General features: G+C 65.7%; 17 protein-coding genes. 11 read left to right on the forward strand and 6 right to left on the reverse strand.

Annotated features, from left to right (window positions below; genetic code table 11):
* The first annotated feature begins 13 nt into the window (after positions 1-13).
* The 4 genes from ACZBJS_RS13775 to ACZBJS_RS13790 are packed head-to-tail and all read left to right on the forward strand — an operon-like array spanning position 14 to position 3,657.
* A complete protein-coding gene (locus ACZBJS_RS13775) occupies positions 14-808 on the forward strand; it encodes an ABC transporter substrate-binding protein (RefSeq protein WP_141341311.1) in 795 nt (264 codons plus the stop codon).
* Positions 809-816: 8 nt separating this feature from the next.
* A complete protein-coding gene (locus ACZBJS_RS13780) occupies positions 817-1,482 on the forward strand; it encodes an amino acid ABC transporter permease (RefSeq protein ID WP_092084788.1) in 666 nt (221 codons plus the stop codon).
* Entirely contained in the window at positions 1,469-2,725 is a 1,257-nt protein-coding gene (locus ACZBJS_RS13785) for a M20/M25/M40 family metallo-hydrolase (RefSeq protein ID WP_463438804.1), read from the forward strand. Before ACZBJS_RS13780 ends, ACZBJS_RS13785 begins: the two co-directional genes overlap by 14 nt.
* On the forward strand, positions 2,722-3,657 hold the full coding sequence (locus ACZBJS_RS13790; RefSeq protein WP_018271602.1) for an arginase family protein: 936 nt from the start codon (positions 2,722-2,724) through the stop codon (positions 3,655-3,657). Before ACZBJS_RS13785 ends, ACZBJS_RS13790 begins: the two co-directional genes overlap by 4 nt.
* A 63-nt stretch (positions 3,658-3,720) precedes the next feature.
* Here ACZBJS_RS13790 and ACZBJS_RS13795 read toward each other — a convergent pair whose 3' ends face one another.
* The 3 genes from ACZBJS_RS13795 to ACZBJS_RS13805 all read right to left on the reverse strand — a co-directional run bounded on the left by ACZBJS_RS13795 (position 3,721) and on the right by ACZBJS_RS13805 (position 8,421).
* The gene (locus tag ACZBJS_RS13795; RefSeq protein WP_463438805.1) at positions 3,721-4,947 is read right to left on the reverse strand and encodes a GGDEF domain-containing protein; all 1,227 of its coding nucleotides are present in this window, start codon (positions 4,945-4,947) and stop codon (positions 3,721-3,723) included.
* A gap of 106 nt (positions 4,948-5,053) precedes the next feature.
* A complete protein-coding gene (locus ACZBJS_RS13800; RefSeq protein ID WP_316397770.1) occupies positions 5,054-6,607 on the reverse strand; it encodes an AMP-binding protein in 1,554 nt (517 codons plus the stop codon).
* 29 nt (positions 6,608-6,636) lie between these two features.
* Entirely contained in the window at positions 6,637-8,421 is a 1,785-nt protein-coding gene (locus tag ACZBJS_RS13805; protein ID WP_463438806.1) for an extracellular solute-binding protein, read from the reverse strand.
* 319 nt (positions 8,422-8,740) lie between these two features.
* On the opposite strand from ACZBJS_RS13805, the gene ACZBJS_RS13810 reads away from it, so the two are divergent.
* Both ACZBJS_RS13810 and ACZBJS_RS13815 read left to right on the forward strand, forming a co-directional pair.
* The gene (locus ACZBJS_RS13810) at positions 8,741-9,571 is read left to right on the forward strand and encodes an invasion associated locus B family protein (protein ID WP_316397772.1); all 831 of its coding nucleotides are present in this window, start codon (positions 8,741-8,743) and stop codon (positions 9,569-9,571) included.
* Positions 9,572-9,910: 339 nt separating this feature from the next.
* On the forward strand, positions 9,911-11,185 hold the full coding sequence (locus tag ACZBJS_RS13815) for an MFS transporter (RefSeq protein WP_463438807.1): 1,275 nt from the start codon (positions 9,911-9,913) through the stop codon (positions 11,183-11,185).
* Positions 11,186-11,232: 47 nt separating this feature from the next.
* Here the strand turns inward: ACZBJS_RS13815 and hspQ are convergent, their stop codons facing one another.
* Positions 11,233-11,565, reverse strand: coding sequence for a heat shock protein HspQ (gene hspQ / locus ACZBJS_RS13820; RefSeq protein ID WP_021081543.1), 333 nt, complete (start codon positions 11,563-11,565; stop codon positions 11,233-11,235).
* 121 nt (positions 11,566-11,686) lie between these two features.
* Between hspQ and ACZBJS_RS13825 the strand changes: the two genes are divergently transcribed.
* Positions 11,687-12,640: an AEC family transporter gene (locus tag ACZBJS_RS13825; RefSeq protein WP_229191882.1), complete on the forward strand. Its 954-nt coding sequence runs from the start codon at positions 11,687-11,689 to the stop codon at positions 12,638-12,640.
* Between the two features lie 70 nt (positions 12,641-12,710).
* Here the strand turns inward: ACZBJS_RS13825 and ACZBJS_RS13830 are convergent, their stop codons facing one another.
* On the reverse strand, positions 12,711-13,895 hold the full coding sequence (locus ACZBJS_RS13830) for a UbiH/UbiF family hydroxylase (RefSeq protein WP_463438808.1): 1,185 nt from the start codon (positions 13,893-13,895) through the stop codon (positions 12,711-12,713).
* A 132-nt stretch (positions 13,896-14,027) separates the two neighbouring features.
* Here ACZBJS_RS13830 and pcsA point away from each other — a divergent pair, with 132 nt between their 5' ends.
* The 3 genes from pcsA to ACZBJS_RS13845 all read left to right on the forward strand — a co-directional run bounded on the left by pcsA (position 14,028) and on the right by ACZBJS_RS13845 (position 16,611).
* Positions 14,028-14,756, forward strand: a complete 729-nt coding sequence (gene pcsA / locus ACZBJS_RS13835) for a phosphatidylcholine synthase (RefSeq protein ID WP_463438809.1) — start codon at positions 14,028-14,030, stop codon at positions 14,754-14,756.
* Positions 14,753-15,478 carry a TerC family protein gene (locus tag ACZBJS_RS13840; RefSeq protein ID WP_456856085.1) on the forward strand — a complete coding sequence of 242 codons (726 nt, stop codon included), beginning with the start codon at positions 14,753-14,755 and terminating at the stop codon, positions 15,476-15,478. Before pcsA ends, ACZBJS_RS13840 begins: the two co-directional genes overlap by 4 nt.
* A 158-nt stretch (positions 15,479-15,636) precedes the next feature.
* Positions 15,637-16,611 (forward strand): quinone oxidoreductase family protein, encoded by a 975-nt coding sequence (locus tag ACZBJS_RS13845; RefSeq protein WP_050384723.1) that lies wholly within the window; start codon positions 15,637-15,639, stop codon positions 16,609-16,611.
* Between the two features lie 138 nt (positions 16,612-16,749).
* Here the strand turns inward: ACZBJS_RS13845 and ACZBJS_RS13850 are convergent, their stop codons facing one another.
* Positions 16,750-17,946, reverse strand: coding sequence for an acetylornithine transaminase (locus ACZBJS_RS13850; protein ID WP_076828892.1), 1,197 nt, complete (start codon positions 17,944-17,946; stop codon positions 16,750-16,752).
* A 258-nt stretch (positions 17,947-18,204) separates the two neighbouring features.
* Between ACZBJS_RS13850 and ACZBJS_RS13855 the strand changes: the two genes are divergently transcribed.
* Complete coding sequence (locus tag ACZBJS_RS13855; protein ID WP_076828958.1) at positions 18,205-18,426, forward strand: DUF3606 domain-containing protein; 222 nt, start codon at positions 18,205-18,207, stop codon at positions 18,424-18,426.
* Positions 18,427-19,140: the final 714 nt, after the last annotated feature.

Raw genomic sequence — 19,140 nt, forward strand, 5'->3', positions numbered from 1 at the left:
GAGATTGAAGCTCATGCCAAATCTGCGCCGACTTGCCTTCGTTTGCGCGCTCTTTCTCTCGATGACGCCGGCGGCTGCCCAGCAGACGCAGTCGCGCCTCTACGAGATCACCAAGAGCGGGGTACTCAGGGTCTGCATCTGGCCGATGTACTATTCAATTTCGTTCCGCAATCCAGATAGCGGACAGCTCGAGGGGATCGACATCGATCTCTCCAAGGAACTCGCCAAGGACATGGGCGTGAAGCTGGACTATGTGGAGACCAGCTTTGGCAGTTTCATCGCCGACCTGCAGGCCAACAAATGCGATCTCGGCATGTTCGGCGTCGGGGCGACGATGAAGCGTGCGCAGGCCGTCGCGTTCTCGGACCCGTATCTGACGAGCGGCGTCTATGCCGTCGTGCGCAAAGGCGGCCCGATCACATCCTGGGCGGATATCGATAAGCCGGGCGTCAACGCCGGCGTCTCGCTCGGCAGCTATGTCGAGAACTTCATGCGGTCCTACTTCAAGAACGCCAAGACCGTCGCGGTCGCACCTCCCGCCACGACCCAGGCTGAGCTGATGGCGCAACGCGTCGACGTCGTCATGACCGATTATCCGGCCTCGATCAAAATGAATGCCCAGTTCGACTGGACTACGACGGTGGCGCCGCCGGAAAACCTGTCCGTGACGCCTTACGCGTACGTCATGAACCAGGGTGACCAGATCTGGCTGAACTACGTGAACCTGTTCGTACGCACCATCAAGCTCGACGGCCGGCTCAAGGCCGCCGCCGAGAAGAACAAGCTCGGACCGATCGTCGCGCCCTGAGACATCAGATGCAAAGCTACAGCTTTCGCTGGGACGTCATCCCGAACAATCTGGGCTTTCTTGCCTCCGGCATGGAAATGACCCTTTTCATTTCAATTGTCACGCTCGTGGTGGCGACCCTGTTGGGGCTCGTCATCGCGATCATGCAGATGTCCCGCTTCCGCATCGCGCGCATCATCGCGCTTTCGGTCGGCGAAATCGTCCGCAATACGCCAATCCTCGTGCAGCTGCTATGGGTCTATTACGTGCTGCCGATCGTCTTCAATGTGAGGATCGATGCGCTGGCCGCATCGATCCTCGGTCTCTCGCTCTATTCGGCGGTGTTCATCTCCGAGGTCTTCAGGGCGGGCATCCAGACCGTTCCGGTCGGGCACCGCGAGGCGGCACAGGTGCTCGGCCTGACGCCCGCGCAGAGCTTTGTGCGGATCGTTGGCCCGCAGGCGATTCGCAGCGTGCTGCCGCCGCTGGCCGCCAATTTCGTCCAGCTCATCAAATATTCCTCGCTTGCGTCCGTGGTGTCGGTCGGCGAGGTCACGCGGCGCGGCATGGAGTTGTCGTCGTCAACGTTCAGGCCGCTGGAAATATTCACCTTCATCGCGGTGGTGTATTTCGCGATCTGCTGGCCGCTCACCCACTCAATCCGCATATGGGAAGCGCGCCTTGCACGACGTTGATCGAGTTCGCCGCGCGGTTTCGAGCGATCGGACCAGCCAGGTCGTCGAGCTGGCGATGCGGCTGATCGGAGTGGCGTCGCCAAATCCGGACGGCGACACGCGCGCCGTCGCGGCGCTGGCGGCCGATCTCCTCAGGGCGCATGTGCCGGGCGTTGCGGTTGAGCTGCATCCGGGGACAGCCGAGATCGTCAACGTCGTCGCGCGGATCAAGGGCCATGCCCCCGGCCGGCGCATCGTGTTCAACGGCCATCTCGACACCTATCCGTTGGGCGGGCGGATGAGCTGGTCGGTCAATCCCAACGGAGAGGTCGTGGGCGGCCGCCTTTACGGCCGCGGCGCGGCCGACATGAAGGGCGGCATTGCGGCATCGATGGCCGCGATGGCCGCACTGGCCGAGCAGCGCGAGGCATGGGCGGGAGAGGTGGTGCTGACGCTCGCCGGCGACGAGGAAAGCATGGGTCCGTACGGGACCAAATATCTGCTCGACCAGGTCTCCCATGCCAGCGGCGACGCCGTGATCATTGGCGACGCCGGTTCGCCGATGGTGCTGCGCTTCGGCGAGAAGGGATTCCTCTGGATCGAGATCGAGGCGGAGGGCAGCGCGGCGCACGGCGCGCATGTCCATCTCGGCATCAATGCGATCGATCGCTTGCGCGAAGCGCTGGACAGAGTGAGTGAGCTGCGCAGCCTGGCCGTTGCGATGCCGGTCAATGTCGCCGACGCCATCCGCCGCGCAAGGCCTGTCTCCGAACCGTTGTGCGGCGCCGGCGAAGCCGACGTCCTGTCGAGCGTCACGGTCAACATCGGAACGGTGAGTGGCGGTTCGTCACCGAACCTGGTGCCGAGCCAGGCGCGAGCGGCCATCGACCTGCGTCTGCCGGTCGGCGTCACGTCGGAAGCCGTTCTCGCGCTGTTGCGAGAGGTGCTCGATCTGCCCGGCATCACATGGCGCGTGTTGCGCTGCTTCGAACCCAATCACACCGACCCCGGTGACGAGATCGTCACGCGCTGCGCAACGGCGGCGACGGACATCATCGGCAGGGCGCCGGCGATCAACATGCGCGTCGGCGGCTCCGATGCGCGCTGGTTTCGCATGGCCGGAATCCCGACGGTCGTCTATGGACCGACACCTCACAACATGGGCGCGCCGGACGAGTACGCTGACATCGCCGAACTGGCGACGGTGTCGCGCGTGCACGCGCTGACCGCCTTCGACATGCTGACAAGAGAGAACAGAGAATGAGCGACGTGGCGGGTTTCGTGGGTCCGGAAACATTCATGGGATTGCCGGCGGGGTTACCGCGGCCGGGCAGCCGCGCTGCCGTGCTCGGCGTGCCGTTCGATTGCGGCACGCATCCGTTCCGCGTCGGCGCCCGGCAAGGTCCCCTGGAGGTCCGGCGGGAGTCGCGGCTCATTCGCCGCTATCATCCGTCGCTCGCCGACGTCGATGTGCTGTCATTGCTGGGTGCAGTCGATGCCGGCGATGTTGCCTTGGTGCCGGGACGCATCGAAGACGCCTTTGTCAAGATCGAGGCTGCCGCTGGCCGGATTCTCGAGCTTGGCGCGGTCCCGGTCGGGATCGGCGGCGACGGTTCGGTCTCGCTTCCGCTGATGCGCGCCGCCGCCCGGTATCACAAGGATCTCGTCGCACTGCATATCGACAGCCATACCGATGCATATCCGTATACGCCGGACGATCGGTACAATGCGGCCACGCAGTTCACCAACGCGGCGCAGGAAGGCGTGGTGAACGCCGGCCGATCCTGGCACATCGGCGTGCGCGGCTTCACCTATTGCCCGGGTGTGCTCGAACATACGCGGTCGCTCGGATTTCGCGTCGTCACGATCGAGGAGCTGATGCGGCGCGGTTTCGCGCAGACCGTCGCGGAATTCAGCCAGGTCGTCGGCGCGCGGCCGGTCTATCTGTGCTGGGACATGGATGTGTTCGATCCATCGGTTGCTCCCGGCGTCTGCACGCCCGCCTGGGGAGGCCTGTCGGCCCGCGAGGGGATCGAATTGCTGCGCAGCCTTTCAGGCTTGAATATCGTCGCGATGGATTTCAACACGGTCAGCCCGCCACAGGACGTTCAGGGGATGGCCGCCCAGCTCTGCGCCCATATGATCATGGAGGCTCTCGTGCTGCTTGCCGCGGGCATGGGGCTGTTGCCGGACTGAAATCGCAGCGGCTTGATCGGTCATGCTACGCCGGCGATGACCGTGCCCTAAAATCCGCGGGCCTTACGACGCCGCGCGCTCCGGCGCTCCGAACAGCCGCCCCAGCAGCGACAGTGCGGAATCGCCCGGCATCAGCGTTGCGACGCTGACGGCGGGCTCGGCGCGGGCGTCGCGGCGGCCGTTCTGGGTGTGGCGCATGACGCTCGCCAATCGCCGCGTGATCGCCTGCGCGTTGCGCAGGTCGGTGCCGGCGAATGCCACGACCAGCGAGCGCTCGTCATGCACGGCACCGAAATCGGCTCGGCGCATCAGCCGGCTGATGATCCGCGCGCCGTCGAACTGCGCGCGCGGCTGCGTGTTGTCGAAGGTGAAGCGTGCCACCGAGAGCGCGCCGCCGCGCTCGGCGGTCTGGTAGACCGCGGTCGCGAAGTCGCGCTCGAACGCGGCCTTGGTGAGCAGGCCGGTGCGGGCATCGATCAGGCCCTTGGCGTCGATCGCCTTCAGCATGCGGCCGAGCCGCGCCTCGAAGGCGTGCTGGCGGATCATCGGCAGCGCCATGTCGGCGATGCGGGTCGGCCCGGCCGTGACGATCTCGAGATTGGGCAGCTCGTATCGCGGCGTCAGCTCGCCCGAGGCGACGATCACCGGCAACGGGCGGAAGCGGACATCCTCGGTCAGCACGGTCAGGAACGCATCCATCACCCGCGGCGTGAAGCCTTCCGCCAGCACGATGCCGTCGATGTCGCGGCTCGAGAGATGCTTGGCGGCGGCCTCGATGCTCAGTGCGCCGACCACGCCGGCGCGTTCGCCGAGCGCGATCGACAGCGTCGGGTAGGCGCCGCCGCGGCCGATCAACAGCGCGGTGGCCTCTCCGATCGGATCGATGTCAGACAGGGCGATCGGTGCCGGCGGCACTAGGCGGCGCATCACGGTAGAATGCAGCGCGCGAACGCGTAAGGACGCGTTGAGCCGGGCGACCAGCCGATCCGGCAGACCCTTGCTCTGGAAGAATGCGATCACGGTGTCGGGCAGGGTGGTCGCGGGATCGACCGCGATCAGCGGCAGATACGGCGCACGGGCGGCGGCGCGCTTGGCGAGGCCCGACAGGGTGACGAAGTCGACCCCCTCGGCGGCCGCGATGATCGCGGCCGGCTTGACCTGCTCGATGGCCCGTCCGACCTCGTTCCAGTCGGTGACCACGACCGGGAAGAGTTTCGTCTCATCGAGGGCTGCGGCAAACGACGGCTTTGTCGACGCCGATACGATGAGGACCGGACCTTGCTGGGACATTCGAACGCTCGAAACCAATGCTTAAGATCAGCAACGGCTGCGATGCTAGTTCGCATGGCTTAATGCGGCGTCAACACAATGATAAGACTAACACAATGATAAGATTTTAACTCAACCCGGCGCCGCCACGGTCGCGAAATGCCTCGACCATCAAGGGGTTAAGCCCAAGTTCTGTGAGGGCGTCGCGGGCGCGCGCATTGTCCTGTGCCCGTCCGGCGAGCCGGTGGCCGCTGAGACGGTCCGGCAATGCGGTGAGCAACGCGCCTTGGCCGAGGCGGCGCGACCACTCCTGCAGCTCCTGGGCGAGGAAGCGGTAGCCGCCGACCGTCATCACCCCCGACGGCGGCGCGGTGATGTTGATGGCCCCGGTCGCGCGATCGATCCGCGCGGCATATTCGGTGTCGGCGAAATCGCGCGGCGGCGGCGCGATCAGGCTGTCGCCGGGCGGAGGCGGCGGCGCATAGGCGGCGACCGGCACCATCGGGCCGCGCAGGCCGAGCGTGCCCTTCGGCGTCAGCAGGATCTCGCCGGCGACCGATGCGCCGGGCGCTTCGCGCGGCGCACTGTGCGGCCCCGGCTTGATCACGGCCGGCGATCCGTCCTCGGCGGTGCGGCGGGCGCCGAACAGCCCGGCCTCGCCGAACAGATAGACGTCGGTCATGGTCACCCGCCGCGAGCTCCAGTGCGCGCTGGAGGCAACTTGCTCGGGCGTACGCCAGAGGCCAATCACGGTGCGCAGGCTGGGCAGGCGCTCCGACAGGCCGCGCTCGTCGAGCCGCAGTACGAGCTGCGCCGGCGCGATCAGCGTGTTGCAGGTGTGATCGTTGAACTGGGTCTCGAACGCTTCCTCGTCGAACGGGTGGTGCAGCACCAGCGTTCCGCCCGACAGCAGCCAGGTCACCAGCGACGCGCAGATGCCGGCGAACGACATCGGCGCGAACGCCGACATGATGGTGGCGCCTTGCGGCAGATCGCTCTCCAGCGACATCGCGAGCCCACCGGCGATCAGGCCGAAATGCGCCCGCGGCACCGGACGAAGACCTTCGCTGGTGACGTCGAAGGAGATCAGCGCCGGCTTGCGGCCGTCCTGGATCATCGGGCGCGAGGCCCGGGAGTCCTCCAGGATCGCCTGGTCGAGCGACGCCATGCCTTCGGGCAGATCGCTCCCGAAGCCGCAGACGTGGCGGATCGAGAACGCTTCCGCCGCGGCGTTCATGGCGATGTCGGCATAGGAGACGCCGTCGATCCGGCCGCAGCTGACGATCGCCCGCGCCGCGGTGCGGTTGAGCACGGACGTCAGCTCGGCCTGCCGCCACAGCAGCGGCAGCGGCACCACCACGAGGCCGACCCGATGCGCGGCAAGGACGGTCAAGGCGAATTCGACCGTGCCGGGCAGCTGCACGGCGATCACCGTGTTGGCCGGCAATCCGCTCTGCACGAAGTGGGCGGCGATCGCCGAGATCGCGCGGTCGGCCTGGGCATAGGTCAGGCGCTTGCGGGTCTGTCCGGTGATGCGCTGCTTGTTGAGCGGGTCGACCAGCGCCAGCGCCTCGGGTTGCCGCGCCAAAGTGCGCTTGAACAAGGTATCGAGCGTTGGCGAGGTGATCGACTGGTTCACAGGTTCAACGTCGGTTGCATCGCTTCGATCGGACCAGGTCATGCCGCATCGGGTCGCAAATCACTTGGAAATCACTTGGACTGCGCGGCGGGCTTCTGCCACCAGGTTTCCGGCAGGTAGCCCGTCAACGCCGTGGTCGAAGGCCGTTCTATCCGATTCCAGCGCGCGATCCATTGCTCTCCCAAGTTAAATAGGGGGATAGCGTAGAAGCCCGACATCAGGGCCCGGTCCAGCGCCCGCACCGCCGAGACGAAGGCCGGCCGCTCGCGCGCCGCGAGCAGCGCCGCGATCATGGCGTCGATGGCGGGATCCTTGGCGCCCATGTAGTTTCGGGTGCCCGGCACATCGGCGGCCTGGCTGCTCCAGTAGAACCACTGCTCGTTGCCTGGCGATAGCGACTGGTCCCAGCGGATGGGGATCATGTCGAAGTCATAGCCGACCCGGCGCTGCTCGAACTGCACCGCGTCGACCACCCGCACCGCGGCTTCGATGCCGGCCCGCTTCAGGTCACGCTGATAGGCGAGGGCGATCCGCTCATGCTCGCGCGTCGTCACCAGGATCTCGATGCGCAGCGGCGTCCCTGTCGAGCGCTGCTTCAAGACCGTGCCGTCGAGCGCATAGCCCGCCTCGGCGAGCAGCGCGAGCGCACTGCGCAGGAGGCCGCGGTCGCGCCCCGACCCGTCGGTGACCGGCAGTCGATAGCGGCCGTCGAGGATATCGGGCTGGATGTGCGACAGATATGGCTTGAGCAGCTCGAGCTCGCGATCGTCGGCGGGGCGGCCATAGGCGGACAGATCCGATCCGGCGAAGAAACCGCCGGCCCGCGAAAACAGTCCGAAATAATAGTTGCGGTTGACCCATTCGAAATCGAACAGCATCGCCAGTGCCTGACGCACCCGCAGGTCGGCGAATTTCGGCCACCGGCTGTTGAAAACCAGGAATTCGGACGGCCGCGGCGTGCCGATCTTGATGGTGTCGCGGATCACCTCGCCGTTGCGCGCCGCCGGGAAGTCATAGCCGTCGTGCCAGCGCAACGGCTCGGTCTCGGTCCGGAAATCATACAGGCCGCGCTTGAAGGCCTCGAACATGCCGTTGGCCTCGCGGTAGTAATCGAGCCTGATCTCGTCGAAGTTCCAGAGGCCGCGGTTGATGGGCAGATCGCGGCCCCAATAATTGGGATCCCGCGTGAAGGTCACGCTGGCGCCGGGCTTGACTGCCGTCACGCGGTAGGGGCCGGACCCGATCGGCGGCGCCAAGGTGGTTTCCTCGAACTTTTCGGGGTCGATAGCGTGCCGCGGCAGGATCGGCATCAGGCCGAGGATCAGCGGCAATTCGCGATCCGCCACGCCGCCGAAATCGAACCGGACCGTGAGCGGGTCGAGCGCCTCGGCCTTTGCGACTTTCGAATAATACTGGCGGTGCATCGGACGGCCATGGTCGCGCAGCAGCGCCAGCGAGAACAGCACGTCGTCGGCCAGTACCGGCCGGCCATCCGAGAAGCGGGCGCGTGGATCGATGTGGAATGTCACATAGCTTCTGGCGTCGTCGGTCTCGACGCTGCGCGCGAGCAGGCCGTACAGCGTGAACGGCTCGTTATTGCCCCGCGCCATCAGGCTTTCGTAGACATAACCGCGCTCATAGCCGTAGCCCCTGACCTGCTGCACGGGGACGCCCCTGATGATCAGGGGATTGAGGCTGTCGTAGGTGCCGATCACGCCCTGGATCAGGCGGCCGCCCTTGGGAGCGTCGGGATTGGCATAGGGCAGGTGGGTAAAGTCGGACGGCAGCGCGGGGGCGCCATGCATCGCGATCGCGTGGCTCTCGGCGGCGGCCGCAGGGACCAGCCCGCTCGTCATGCATCCCAAGACCAGCCAGATGGCGGCCCATGCGGCGCGCCAAGTGTGCCCGGGAACACGTGCGTGAGGCGCCGGATTTGATTCGCGAAACGTCACGTCCGGAGGTTTATCACAGGCCGCTGAAACTCGCCGCGAGATGGGCGCAAATCCGCTTGTCGGCATTGATCTTTCCGCGCGCCGCTGTATTGAAGGCGTGCAATTCGAAGGCGGGAACGCCTGTCACGTATCCGCCTCAATTGACTAGGAGACAGCCGCCCAAACGGCTATGTGTCGGCGCCTGCAGCGGTTTCGGGCTTCCGTTCAGAAAGGGTTTTCCGCAATGAATTTCCGTATCTTGGCCGCCCCGGTCCGGCCGCATGGGCGAATTGTTGCCCTGATGGCGGCGACGGCATTCTCTGCAGCGCTCCTGGTTCCTGTCGCTCGGGCCCAGCAGCCGGCAGCGCCGGCGCCTGCGGCACCGAAGGCTGCGCCCAAGGCGGCACCCAAGGCAGCTCCGAAGGCTCCGGCAGCCCAGGCGCCCGCCCAAGCACCGGCCGCCGGCCAGCCGCCCGCTGCGGCCGCCCAGCCGCCGGCGCAGGATCAGCAGATCCAGCTGATCTACGCCCCCTGGACCAAGTTCTGCCTGAAGGGCCAGGAAGCCAACGCCAAGCAGGTCTGCTTCACCGGCAAGGACGGCCGCATCGAGTCCGGCCAGCCGGTGATCGCCGCCGTGATCATCGAGCCGGAAGGCGAGCCGAAGAAGATCCTGCGCGTCACGCTGCCGCTCGGCATGCAGCTCGTGCACGGCACCCGCATCATCGTCGACGGCAACCCGCCGCAGCAGGCGCCCTATGTGATCTGCTTCCAGAACGGCTGCATGTCCGACTATGAAGCAACGCCCGAGCTGATCGCCAACATGAAGAAGGGCCAGAACCTCGTGGTCCAGGCGATCAATTCCAACGGCGCGCCGCTGACGCTGCCGCTGCCGCTCAACACCGAATTCGCCAAGGCCTATGACGGCCCGCCGACCGATCCGAAGGTGTTCGAGGAAAACTCGAAGAAGCTGCAGGAAGAGTTGCAGAAGCGCGCCGAAGAGCAGCGCAAGAAGCTGGAAGGCGCGGGCGGTGGCTCAGCGCAGGCTCCGGCGCCGGCCAACCCGGCGGCCAAGTAAGCACTTCAATCACGCGTTCAAGAAAACGCGAGATCATCGCGATCAAAAGGCGCCCGGAAGGGCGCCTTTTTTGTCATGCGAAACAGACTGGCTGCTGGCAGCCTGCTGCGCTGGTGATCGTGCAGATCGTGTGCGATGGTCGTCGAAGGGTGCTTCGATTGCGTCGCGCGATGAGCGCGCATCGTTGGTGCCTTGTCCGGACAAGTCCGGCGTCGAAGCACAATCATAAATCCGATACGGGAGGCCAGACGAAAGCGCGAACAGCGCCTTCGATGCGCAAATGCGCGCGTGGTTCTTCCGCGAATCCTGGCCGCCGCTCGCAGTCATGGAAGTCGCGCAATGTCCCAGCAAGTCAGCACGCAGCGGCGGGAACTGCGCTCCCGGCCTCGGGAGCAGCCGGCCGGCGGTGCTTCGGTCGATGCTGGCGTTCGCGTCAGCCAGGACAACGTCCCCGGAACGTTTCATCCCGGCATCGTCCATCTCGCGCTGGCGATGGGCGGCTTCGCAATCGGCATCGCCGAATTCGCGACCATGAGCCTGTTGCCGTTCTTCGCCCACGACCTGCACGTCAGCGAGCCCCAGGCCGGCCACGCGATCAGCGCCTACGCGCTCGGCGTCGTCGTCGGTGCGCCGGTCATCGCGGTGTTGTCGGCGCGCATGACGCGGCGGACGCTGCTGATCGCGCTGATGGGTTTCTTCGCGCTGATGAACGGCCTTTCGGGGCTCGCGCCCGATTATCACACCATGCTGGCGCTGCGCTTCCTGGCGGGGCTGCCGCACGGCGCCTATTTCGGCATCGCCATGCTGGTCGCGGCCTCGCTGGTCCCGACAGACAAGCGCACGGCGGCTGTCGGCCGCGTGCTGCTGGGGCTCACCATCGCTACGACGATCGGCGTTCCGCTCGCCAACGGGGTCGGGCAGGCAATCGGCTGGCGCTGGGCGTTCGCGATCGTTGCCGGCCTCGCGCTCTTGACCGCGGTCCTGGTGCTGATCTTCGCCCCGCGTGATGCCGCCAACCGCAAGGCGAGCCCGCTGCGTGAACTGTCGGCGCTCGGACGCAAGCATGTCTGGCTGACGCTGGCGATCGGCGCCATCGGTTTCGGCGGGCTGTTCTCGGTCTACACCTATCTGGCGTCGACCATGCTGGCGGTGACCCACACCTCGTCCGCGCTGGTGCCGGTCACGCTGTGCGTGTTCGGCGCCGGCCTCACCGCCGGCAACATCATCGTGCCGCGCTTCGCCGACCGCGCGCTGATGGCAACCGCGGGCGGGCTCCTGCTGTGGTCGGCGGCGACGCTCGCGCTGTATCCGCTGGCGGCCGGAAATTTCTGGACGCTGACCGCCGACGTGTTCCTGATCGGGCTGGGCGGGGCGCTCGCCACCGTGTTGCAGACCCGCCTGATGGACGTCGCGGGCGAGGCACAGAGCCTCGCCGCGGCGCTCAACCACTCCGCCTTCAACGTCGCCAATGCGCTGGGTCCGTGGCTCGGCGGAATGGCGGTCGCAGCCGGCTATGGCTGGACGTCGACCGGCCTCGTCGGCGCGGGGCTGGCGCTGGCGGGATTTGTCGTCTGGGCGATCGCGGTTGTCTTGGCCAGGCGCGAGGGGGTGTGAGCGTGGCAGCGCGAACGCCGTGGCATTCGCCGGAGCGCCGCCGGACCTCAGTTCAGCGACGGATTGCGCGGACGGTAGCCGCCCGATTTGTCCTTGATGAAGATCTCCGCCACCTGCGAATGCCGGATCGGCTCGCCGGACTCGTCGGGCAAGAGGTTCTGCTCCGAGACATAGGCGACGTACTCGGTCTCCGAGTTTTCCGCGAGCAAATGGTAGAACGGCTGGTCCTTGTGGGGCCGCATGTCCTCGGGGATCGACAGCCACCATTCCTCGGTGTTGTTGAACTCCGGGTCGATATCAAAAATCACGCCCCGGAAGGAGAACACCCGGTGACGGACGATCTGCCCGATCTGAAACTTGGCGGTGCGCGCTTTGATCATGGCTCGTCGATAGACCAACATTGTGGCCGATGCTAGGGGCTAAGGTCCGAATTAACCCGCGCTTTACCGATTCCAGCCCTGCAAAAACGACCCGAAATCCGGCCGAGAAACTACTTTCAGAATGATCGATATCCTCAATCTGGCGTTGCCGTATTTCGGCTTGATCTTCATCGGTTATGCGTGCGGCAAGGCCAAGGGTTTGCCAGAGAGCGGGCTCGCCTGGATGAATTTCTTCCTGCTTTACGTTTCGTTGCCGGCGCTGCTGTTCGGGATCATGTCCAAGACGCCGTTTGCGGAGCTGAATAACCCGCCATTTCTGATCGCCACCACGCTCGGAACCGTGCTCGCATTCTTCCTGGCGATGGTCGCGGGCAAGCTGATCGGCGGGCTCACGCTGCGCGAGGCGACGCTGGCCGGCCTGTCGGGCGCCTACGGCAATATCGGCTATATGGGGCCTGGCCTCGCGCTCGCCGTGCTCGGTGCCAAGGCGGCGGCGCCGACGGCGCTGATCTTCTGCTGCGACAGCATCTTCCTGTTCTCGATCGTGCCGCTGCTGATCGAGCTGACCGACCGCGACCATCCCTCGCTGCTGCACGCACTCGGCGTGGTGCTGCGACAGATCGTGCAGAACCCGCTGATCATGTCGGCGGTGTTCGGGGCGCTGGTCGCCGCGTTTCACATCCCGATCCCGGTCGCGCTCGATCGCACCATCCAGTTCCTGGAAAACGCCGCCGCGCCGACGGCGCTGTTCGTGCTCGGCATCACTGTGGCGCTGCGGCCGTTCGAGCGGGTGCCGTGGGAGGTCCCGGGCGTGGTCGCGATCAAGCTTTTGATCCATCCGCTGCTGGCGTTCGGCCTGATGCTGCTGTTCGGCCCGTTCGCGCAGCCTTGGGCCGCGACAGCGGTGCTGATGGCTTCGCTGCCGCCGGCGCTCAATGTGTTCGTGATCGCGCGGCAGAACGACACCTGGATCGAGCCCGCGTCGGTCGCGGTGCTGATCGGCACCTTCGCCTCCGTGGTCACGCTGACCAGCGTGATGTGGTTCATCCAGAGCGGACGGCTGGTGTTTCCCTGATCGGCGCGCTTCTTATTTGACGCGTTTTCTTAACGCGAACCGGTACCCACTTCGCTCGAAAACGCTTTGCTTACCGCCGCCACGACGGCGCGAGACCTTCGCGCATCGCGAGGCGCCGCAACGGGCTGCATGCGCCGAGCAGATGCAGGCCGGCAGCGCGCGCCGTCTGCATGCCGAGGAAATCGCTCAGCAGCGACCGGTTGGCGATGTCGATCGCCCAGGTCCGGGTGGCGACATCGGGGCGCCGCGCCGCCTGGTAGCGCGACAGCACATTGGGCGCGCCGGGATCTTCGCCACGACCGATCGCCTGACCGGTGATCTCGGCGATATCGGCGGCATCGCGCAGTCCCATATTGAGGCCCTGCGCGCCGATCGGCGGCAGCACATGGGCGGATTCCCCGACCAGCGCGATCCGGTCCTTGGCGAATTGCCGCGGCCGCTCGATCGCGAGCGGAAACACGTGACGGCCGCCCTGGACCTCGATGCGGCCGAGGATCGAATGCGATTGCCGCTCGGCGGCGAGCGACAATTCGTCGTCGCCGAGTGCCATCAGCCGCTCGGCCTCCTTGGGCGCCGAGACCCAGACCACGCTGCTTCTGACGCCGCTGAGCGGCACGAACACGCAGGGGCCGTGCTCGGTGTGGAACTCGGTCGAGATGTTGTGGTGCGGCCGGGTGTGGGTGACGTTGAAGGTGAGGGCGGACTGCCCGAGCTCGCGGCTTGTCACCTCGATGCCGGCGGCCTCGCGGGACAATGAATTGCGCCCGTCGGCACCGACCACGAGCCGGGCCTGAAGCGACTGGCCCTGCCGCGTCACCACGGTAACCGCGGCATCGTCCGGCCGCACCGAGGCGGCTTCATCGTCGAACCGCGTCAGCGCGGACATTTCGCCGGCGCGGTCCTCGAGCGCCGCGACCAGCGAGCGGTTGTCGATGTTGAAGCCGAATTGCTCGCGGCCGATCTCATCGGACGAAAAGCGCACCTCGGGCGCACGGATCAGGCGGCCGGTATCGTCGACGAGGCGCATGGTCTTGAGCGCCGCCGCTCGGTCGCTGCAGCGCCGCCAGACGTCGAGCCGATCCAGGATATCGGTCGAGGCACCGAGCAGCGCGGTGGTCCGGTTGTCGGCATAGGGCGCGCGGCGCGCCAGCAGCGCAGTCCGCGCACCTGCGTCGGCAAGGGCAATCGCAGCCGTCAATCCGGCCGGACCGCCGCCTATTACGATAACGTCATAATCCAGCGAGCTGTCGGTCATATCAGGACATTTGACATGCTTGGCCCGATTTTCAAGCCATCGGTAACCACCAAGAGTTTCCAACGCTTTGCGCGGCGGAACGCCGCAAGACCGCATATGCAAACCGGTCCGATTCCTGATAGCACTCGGCCGATGGAGCATTCGAGCCAGCCCGATGCGTTGCCAGAACGGATGCGGACCGCCGCATTCACCGTTCATATTTTCACGGCGCTCGGCGCCGGGGTCGCGCTGCTGGCGATGCTGGAGGCGGTGCGCGAGCACTGGGCCAACATGTTCGCCTGGCTCGGGGTCGCGCTCATCATCGACGGGATCGACGGCCCGCTGGCGCGCCGGCTCGACGTGGTGCGGCTGCAGCCGAACTGGTCGGGCGAGGTGCTCGACCTGGTGGTTGATTTCGTCACCTATGTGTTCGTGCCGGCCTATGCGATCACCGCGAGCGGCATGCTGCTGCCGCTGGCGGCGCCGATCCTCGGCATCGGCATCGTGGTCTCCAGCGCGCTGTATTTCGCCGACCGCCGCATGAAGGCCGATGACAACCATTTCCGCGGCTTCCCGGCGCTGTGGAATGCGGCGGCGTTCTACCTGTTCCTGCTGCATCTGCCGCCCGTGCTGTCGACGATCGTGGTCGCGCTCCTGATCGTGCTGACCTTCGCGCCGTTCCACGTGCTGCATCCGCTGCGTGTGTTGCGGCTGCGCTGGCTGACGCTGTGGCTGCTCGGCGCATGGGCGCTGCTCGGCATGTACACGCTCGCCAACGATTTCGTGGTCGGAGCCCCGATCACCTTCGGTCTCTGCGCCATCGCCGTCTACATCATCGGCAGCGATACCGTGATCCGCCGGATGAAAGCCTTCAGAGCATGATGCAACTGATCACCAGCCCGGAAGCCTGGGCGGCGCTGCTGACCCTGACTGCGCTCGAGATCGTGCTCGGCATCGACAACGTGATTTTCCTGTCGGTGATCGTGTCGCGGATCCCGCCGGCGCAGGCCAAGCGCGCGCGGCAGATCGGCCTGCTGCTGGCGCTGGTGTTCCGCATTCTGCTGCTCTCGATCCTGGTCTGGCTGATCGGGCTGACCCAACCGGTGATATCAGTCAGCGACGTCGCGCTGTCGTGGCGCGACATCATCCTGATCGGCGGCGGCCTGTTCCTGATCGCGAAAGCGACCCATGAGATCCACGGCGAGGTCGAGGCGCGCGAGGCGGACGCCGATGACAGGCCGAGCGCCAGCGCGTTCTTCTGGGTGATCGTGCAGATCATCATCATCGACCTGGTGTTCTCGCTTGATTCGATCATCACCGCGATCGGCATGGCGCAGGACATCGAGATCATGATCGCGGCGGTCGTGATCGCCTGCGTCATCATGTACATCTCGTCGGGACCGGTGGCGCGGTTTGTCGCCGAGCATCCGACCACCAAGATGCTGGCGCTGGCCTTCCTGGTGCTGATCGGCGTGGCGCTGGTGGCCGACGGATTCAAATTCCACATTCCGCGCGGCTACATCTATTTCGCGATTGCCTTCTCGGCCGCGGTCGAGGCGTTCAACGTCATGGCCAAGCGCAACCGCAGGAAGCCGGCGCGCTGATGGGCATGATCTCCGCGCAAACGCTGCGCGTTTGTCGCGAGGGAAAGCCGGTTCGCACTTTTCCGGATCGTGGCGTCGCCGGTTCCGGCCCGCTTGGTTGACAAGCCGGCCGCGATGGCATTCGCTCGCTTGACGCTGATATTGAGGGGAGCGACGACATGACCAAGGCTGTGCGCGTGCACCAGGTGGGAGGCCCGGAAGTCCTGACCTACGAGGACGTCGAGGTGGGCGCGCCGGGGACGGGCGAGGTCCGGATCCGCCAGCATGCGGTCGGTCTGAACTTCATCGACGTCTATTTCCGCACCGGCCTCTACAAGGCGCCCGGCCTGCCGTTCATTGCCGGCAATGAGGCTGCAGGCGAGGTGTTGGCCGTGGGTCCGGGCGTGACCAATTTCCACCCCGGCGATCGCGTCGCCTACTACTACAATCTCGGCGGCTACGCGTCCGAGCGCGTCATCCCGGCCGACAAGCTCGTCAAGCTGCCCGACCATATCACCTACGAGCAGGGCGCCGTGCTGATGCTGAAGGGCCTCACGGTCTGGTATCTCCTGCACAAGACCTTCAAGGTCGAGCACGGCCATCGCGTGCTGATCCACGCCGCGGCGGGCGGCATCGGGCTGCTGGCCTGCCAATGGGCGCGGGCACTCGGCGCGCATGTCATCGGTACCGTCGGCTCGAAGGCGAAGGCCGATCTCGCGCTCGCCAATGGCTGCGATCACGTCATCCTCTATAACGAGGAGAACTTCGTCGAACGCGTCAAGCAGATCAGCCGCGGCGAGCTCTGCGACGTCGTCTATGACGGCGTCGGCAAGACCACGTTCCCGGGATCGCTGTCCTGCCTCAGGCCGCGCGGTCTGTTCGTCTCCTTCGGCAACGCGTCGGGCCCGGTGCCGCCGTTCCCGCTCGCCGAACTCAATAACCACGGCTCGCTGTTCGCGACGCGGCCCAAGCTCAACGACTATGTCGGCACCCGCAAGGAATTGCTCGAAGGCGCCGACACGCTGTTCGCCGCCGTGATCAACGGCAAGCTGCACGTGCCGATCAACCACGCCTACGCGCTCAAGGACGCCGCCAAGGCGCATATCGACCTGGAGAGCAGGGCGACGACGGGCGCGGCGATCCTGCGGCCGTAATTCTCGCCGTCATTGCGAGCCACCCGGTCGGCGCAAAGCGCCGCCGGATGACAGGCTCCGCGAAGCAATCCACCTCTCCACCCGGGAAGATGGATTGCTTCGTCGCTTCGCTCCTCGCAATGACGAGGGGGGAGGATCCTACGCCACCCGCCGTGCCGCGCCGACCTTGGTCAGCACTGTATCCAGGCAGTCGACGACAAGGGAAATCTCCTCCCGCGTCACGTTCAGCGCCGGCATGAAGCGCAGCGTGTCCGGCTGCGGCGAGTTGATCAGCACGCCGGCCGCAAACGCCTCGGCAACCACGGCCGCGCCGATCGGCATCTTCAGGTCGAGCGCCAGCAGGAGGCCGCGCCCCCTGATCTCGCCGAGTCCGTGCCGCGACGACAGCCGCTGCAATTCGCGCTCGAGCAAAAGACCGGCATCGACAACCGATTTCAGGAAATCGGGCTTTCCGATCTGATCGAGCACGACAAGCCCCGCGGCGCACATCAGCGGATTGCCGTTGAAGGTGCCGCCCTGATCGCCGTGATCGAAGCACGAGGCATGCTCGGTCGCGAGCAGGGCCGCGAGCGGCACGCCGCCGCCGATGCCCTTGCCGAGCGTCATGATGTCGGGCTCGATCCCGGCGTGCTGATAGCCGAACAGCTTTCCGGTCCGGCCGATGCCGGTCTGGATCTCGTCGACAATGAGCAGCAGGCCGCGCTGCTGGGTCAGCGCCCGCAACTCCTGCAAGAACTCATCCGTCGCGGGCCAGACGCCGGCCTCGCCCTGGATCGGCTCCAGCATGACCGCGACCGTCGACGACGTGATCAGCTTTCGCACCGACTCGATGTCGTTCAGTCTGGCTTTGCGGAAGCCCGAGACCTTCGGCTCGAACAGGGGCTCGAACGCCTTCTTGCCCGAGGCCGACATGGTCGCGAGCGTGCGGCCGTGGAAGCCGCCTTCGAAGGTGATGATCTCATGCGCGCCGTTCTTGTACTTCGTGCCATATTTGCGCGCGAGCTTGATCGCACCCTCATTGGCCTCCGCGCCTGAGTTCGCAAAGAACACCTGGTCGAAGCAGCTGTTGTCGACCAGCAGCTTTGCCAGTTTCAGGCTCTGCTCGTTGTAGAACGCCGGGCTCGGCGTCAGCAGCCGTCTCGCCTGCGCCGCAAGCGCGTCGGCCACGATGACCGGCGAGTGGCCGAGGGGATTGACGGCCCAGCCCTGCACGAAATCGAGATAGCGGTTGCGGTTGCTGTCCCACAAATACGAGCCGGCGCCGCGTACGAACACGACCTCGGGGCGAGCGGTGATGTCCATCAGCGCATCGAACGGATGGGTAGCGTTGGTCATGTCGATCTCCTCTGGGGTCGGTGTTGGGAAAGGGCAGGCCGAAAAGCGAGAAGGCCGCGCTTGGGGGCGCGGCCTTCTCGAAAACCTCGGCTGATTTATAGGATCAGCGATGGCGTCGGACACGGCGCAGCCCTGCATCGTCGCGGGTGCGACGACGGCAGATGGCGCGGCGGTGGGTCCGGTTCAGCTTCATGGCGCAGGCCCATACAGCGAGAGGGGCGGTGGTGTCAAGCGCGGACAGCGCCTCATTCGACGGGCATAGCGCGGAAGCAGACCGCGCGCGGTCGCAAGCAGGACCGTGCGCGCGTCGCCGGCGGGCAGGATTACGAGGTGAGCTATGAGGCGAGGAAAACCCGGAAGTCGGCAGCATCGGTGAAGAAGGCCGTCAAGAAGGTCGGCAATAGCCGCAAGCGAGTTGAGCGCCGGCTCGGGTCGGCGATAAGGAAGACGTTAGGAACGGTACCTTCGACGCGTCGTTAGCAATGCGCCGCTCCTCGGCAGAGCGGCATTAGACGAATGAACGTGCCCCGGGTCTTGCCCCCGAAGACCCGGGGCACATTCGCGACCATCTCTATTGGGACCGTCCCATGTGGACCGAAAAAGCGCAGCTATTTTCCGCCAAGATTCACGCAGGATATTTTCGGAACCGGAAATCGTTTAGATGATCCGAGCAACAGGGCAGGTAATTTTCATTTCGAACTTTTTTCAGCCCTCGAACGACGACCGTTGCTACTCGGTGAACAGCGGTGCGGCGATCCAGCTTGGCCCCTGCATGATCCGGATGCAGGGGCCTTTTTTTTGAGTAGGAACGAAGCGCTTGCGGCCGCATTGTTCGCCCTGTTCGGTGCCGCACCGCTACCGGCACTGAGACGCCCAGCTGAACACTGGCCTCAGCTTTCGCAGCTGGGGCCCTTTCTATTGCGCGAATAGGGGTAATACGTCAGCCTCGCTGCAGACCGGCCAACTGAGAGGCCCTATTACATAAGAATGCTCGTCATCAGTGCAGCGAGCATCGTGGCGCTAAAGACCGCAACTCCTAGACAGACGCGCGCAGCCGTCGAATAGGAATCGAATTGGGGCTGGTTGATCATGGCGCGGCCTAGATCGGCGCTCGTGAACCTGGGGTCGTCAGCCACTCCGTCAGATTGGCTGGGGTCTCGCCTTGCCGGGCTCTCCTGAGCAGGGCTTCTTTTT

It is taken from the genome of Bradyrhizobium sp. KZN70725 (genome assembly GCF_055264925.1).

Bases quoted from the DNA above. Each gene is read 5' to 3' on its own strand.
- ACZBJS_RS13830 (WP_463438808.1), bottom strand. From the start codon at position 13,895: ATGACCGACAGCTCGCTGGATTATGACGTTATCGTAATAGGCGGCGGT.
- ACZBJS_RS13845 (WP_050384723.1), top strand. From the start codon at position 15,637: ATGACCAAGGCTGTGCGCGTGCACCAGGTGGGAGGCCCGGAAGTCCTG.
- hspQ (WP_021081543.1), bottom strand. From the start codon at position 11,565: ATGATCAAAGCGCGCACCGCCAAGTTTCAGATCGGGCAGATCGTCCGT.
- ACZBJS_RS13825 (WP_229191882.1), top strand. From the start codon at position 11,687: ATGATCGATATCCTCAATCTGGCGTTGCCGTATTTCGGCTTGATCTTC.
- ACZBJS_RS13795 (WP_463438805.1), bottom strand. From the start codon at position 4,947: ATGTCCCAGCAAGGTCCGGTCCTCATCGTATCGGCGTCGACAAAGCCG.
- ACZBJS_RS13790 (WP_018271602.1), top strand. From the start codon at position 2,722: ATGAGCGACGTGGCGGGTTTCGTGGGTCCGGAAACATTCATGGGATTG.
- pcsA (WP_463438809.1), top strand. From the start codon at position 14,028: ATGGAGCATTCGAGCCAGCCCGATGCGTTGCCAGAACGGATGCGGACC.
- ACZBJS_RS13850 (WP_076828892.1), bottom strand. From the start codon at position 17,946: ATGACCAACGCTACCCATCCGTTCGATGCGCTGATGGACATCACCGCT.
- ACZBJS_RS13815 (WP_463438807.1), top strand. From the start codon at position 9,911: ATGTCCCAGCAAGTCAGCACGCAGCGGCGGGAACTGCGCTCCCGGCCT.
- ACZBJS_RS13775 (WP_141341311.1), top strand. From the start codon at position 14: ATGCCAAATCTGCGCCGACTTGCCTTCGTTTGCGCGCTCTTTCTCTCG.
- ACZBJS_RS13780 (WP_092084788.1), top strand. From the start codon at position 817: ATGCAAAGCTACAGCTTTCGCTGGGACGTCATCCCGAACAATCTGGGC.
- ACZBJS_RS13840 (WP_456856085.1), top strand. From the start codon at position 14,753: ATGATGCAACTGATCACCAGCCCGGAAGCCTGGGCGGCGCTGCTGACC.
- ACZBJS_RS13810 (WP_316397772.1), top strand. From the start codon at position 8,741: ATGAATTTCCGTATCTTGGCCGCCCCGGTCCGGCCGCATGGGCGAATT.
- ACZBJS_RS13805 (WP_463438806.1), bottom strand. From the start codon at position 8,421: ATGACGAGCGGGCTGGTCCCTGCGGCCGCCGCCGAGAGCCACGCGATC.
- ACZBJS_RS13800 (WP_316397770.1), bottom strand. From the start codon at position 6,607: ATGACCTGGTCCGATCGAAGCGATGCAACCGACGTTGAACCTGTGAAC.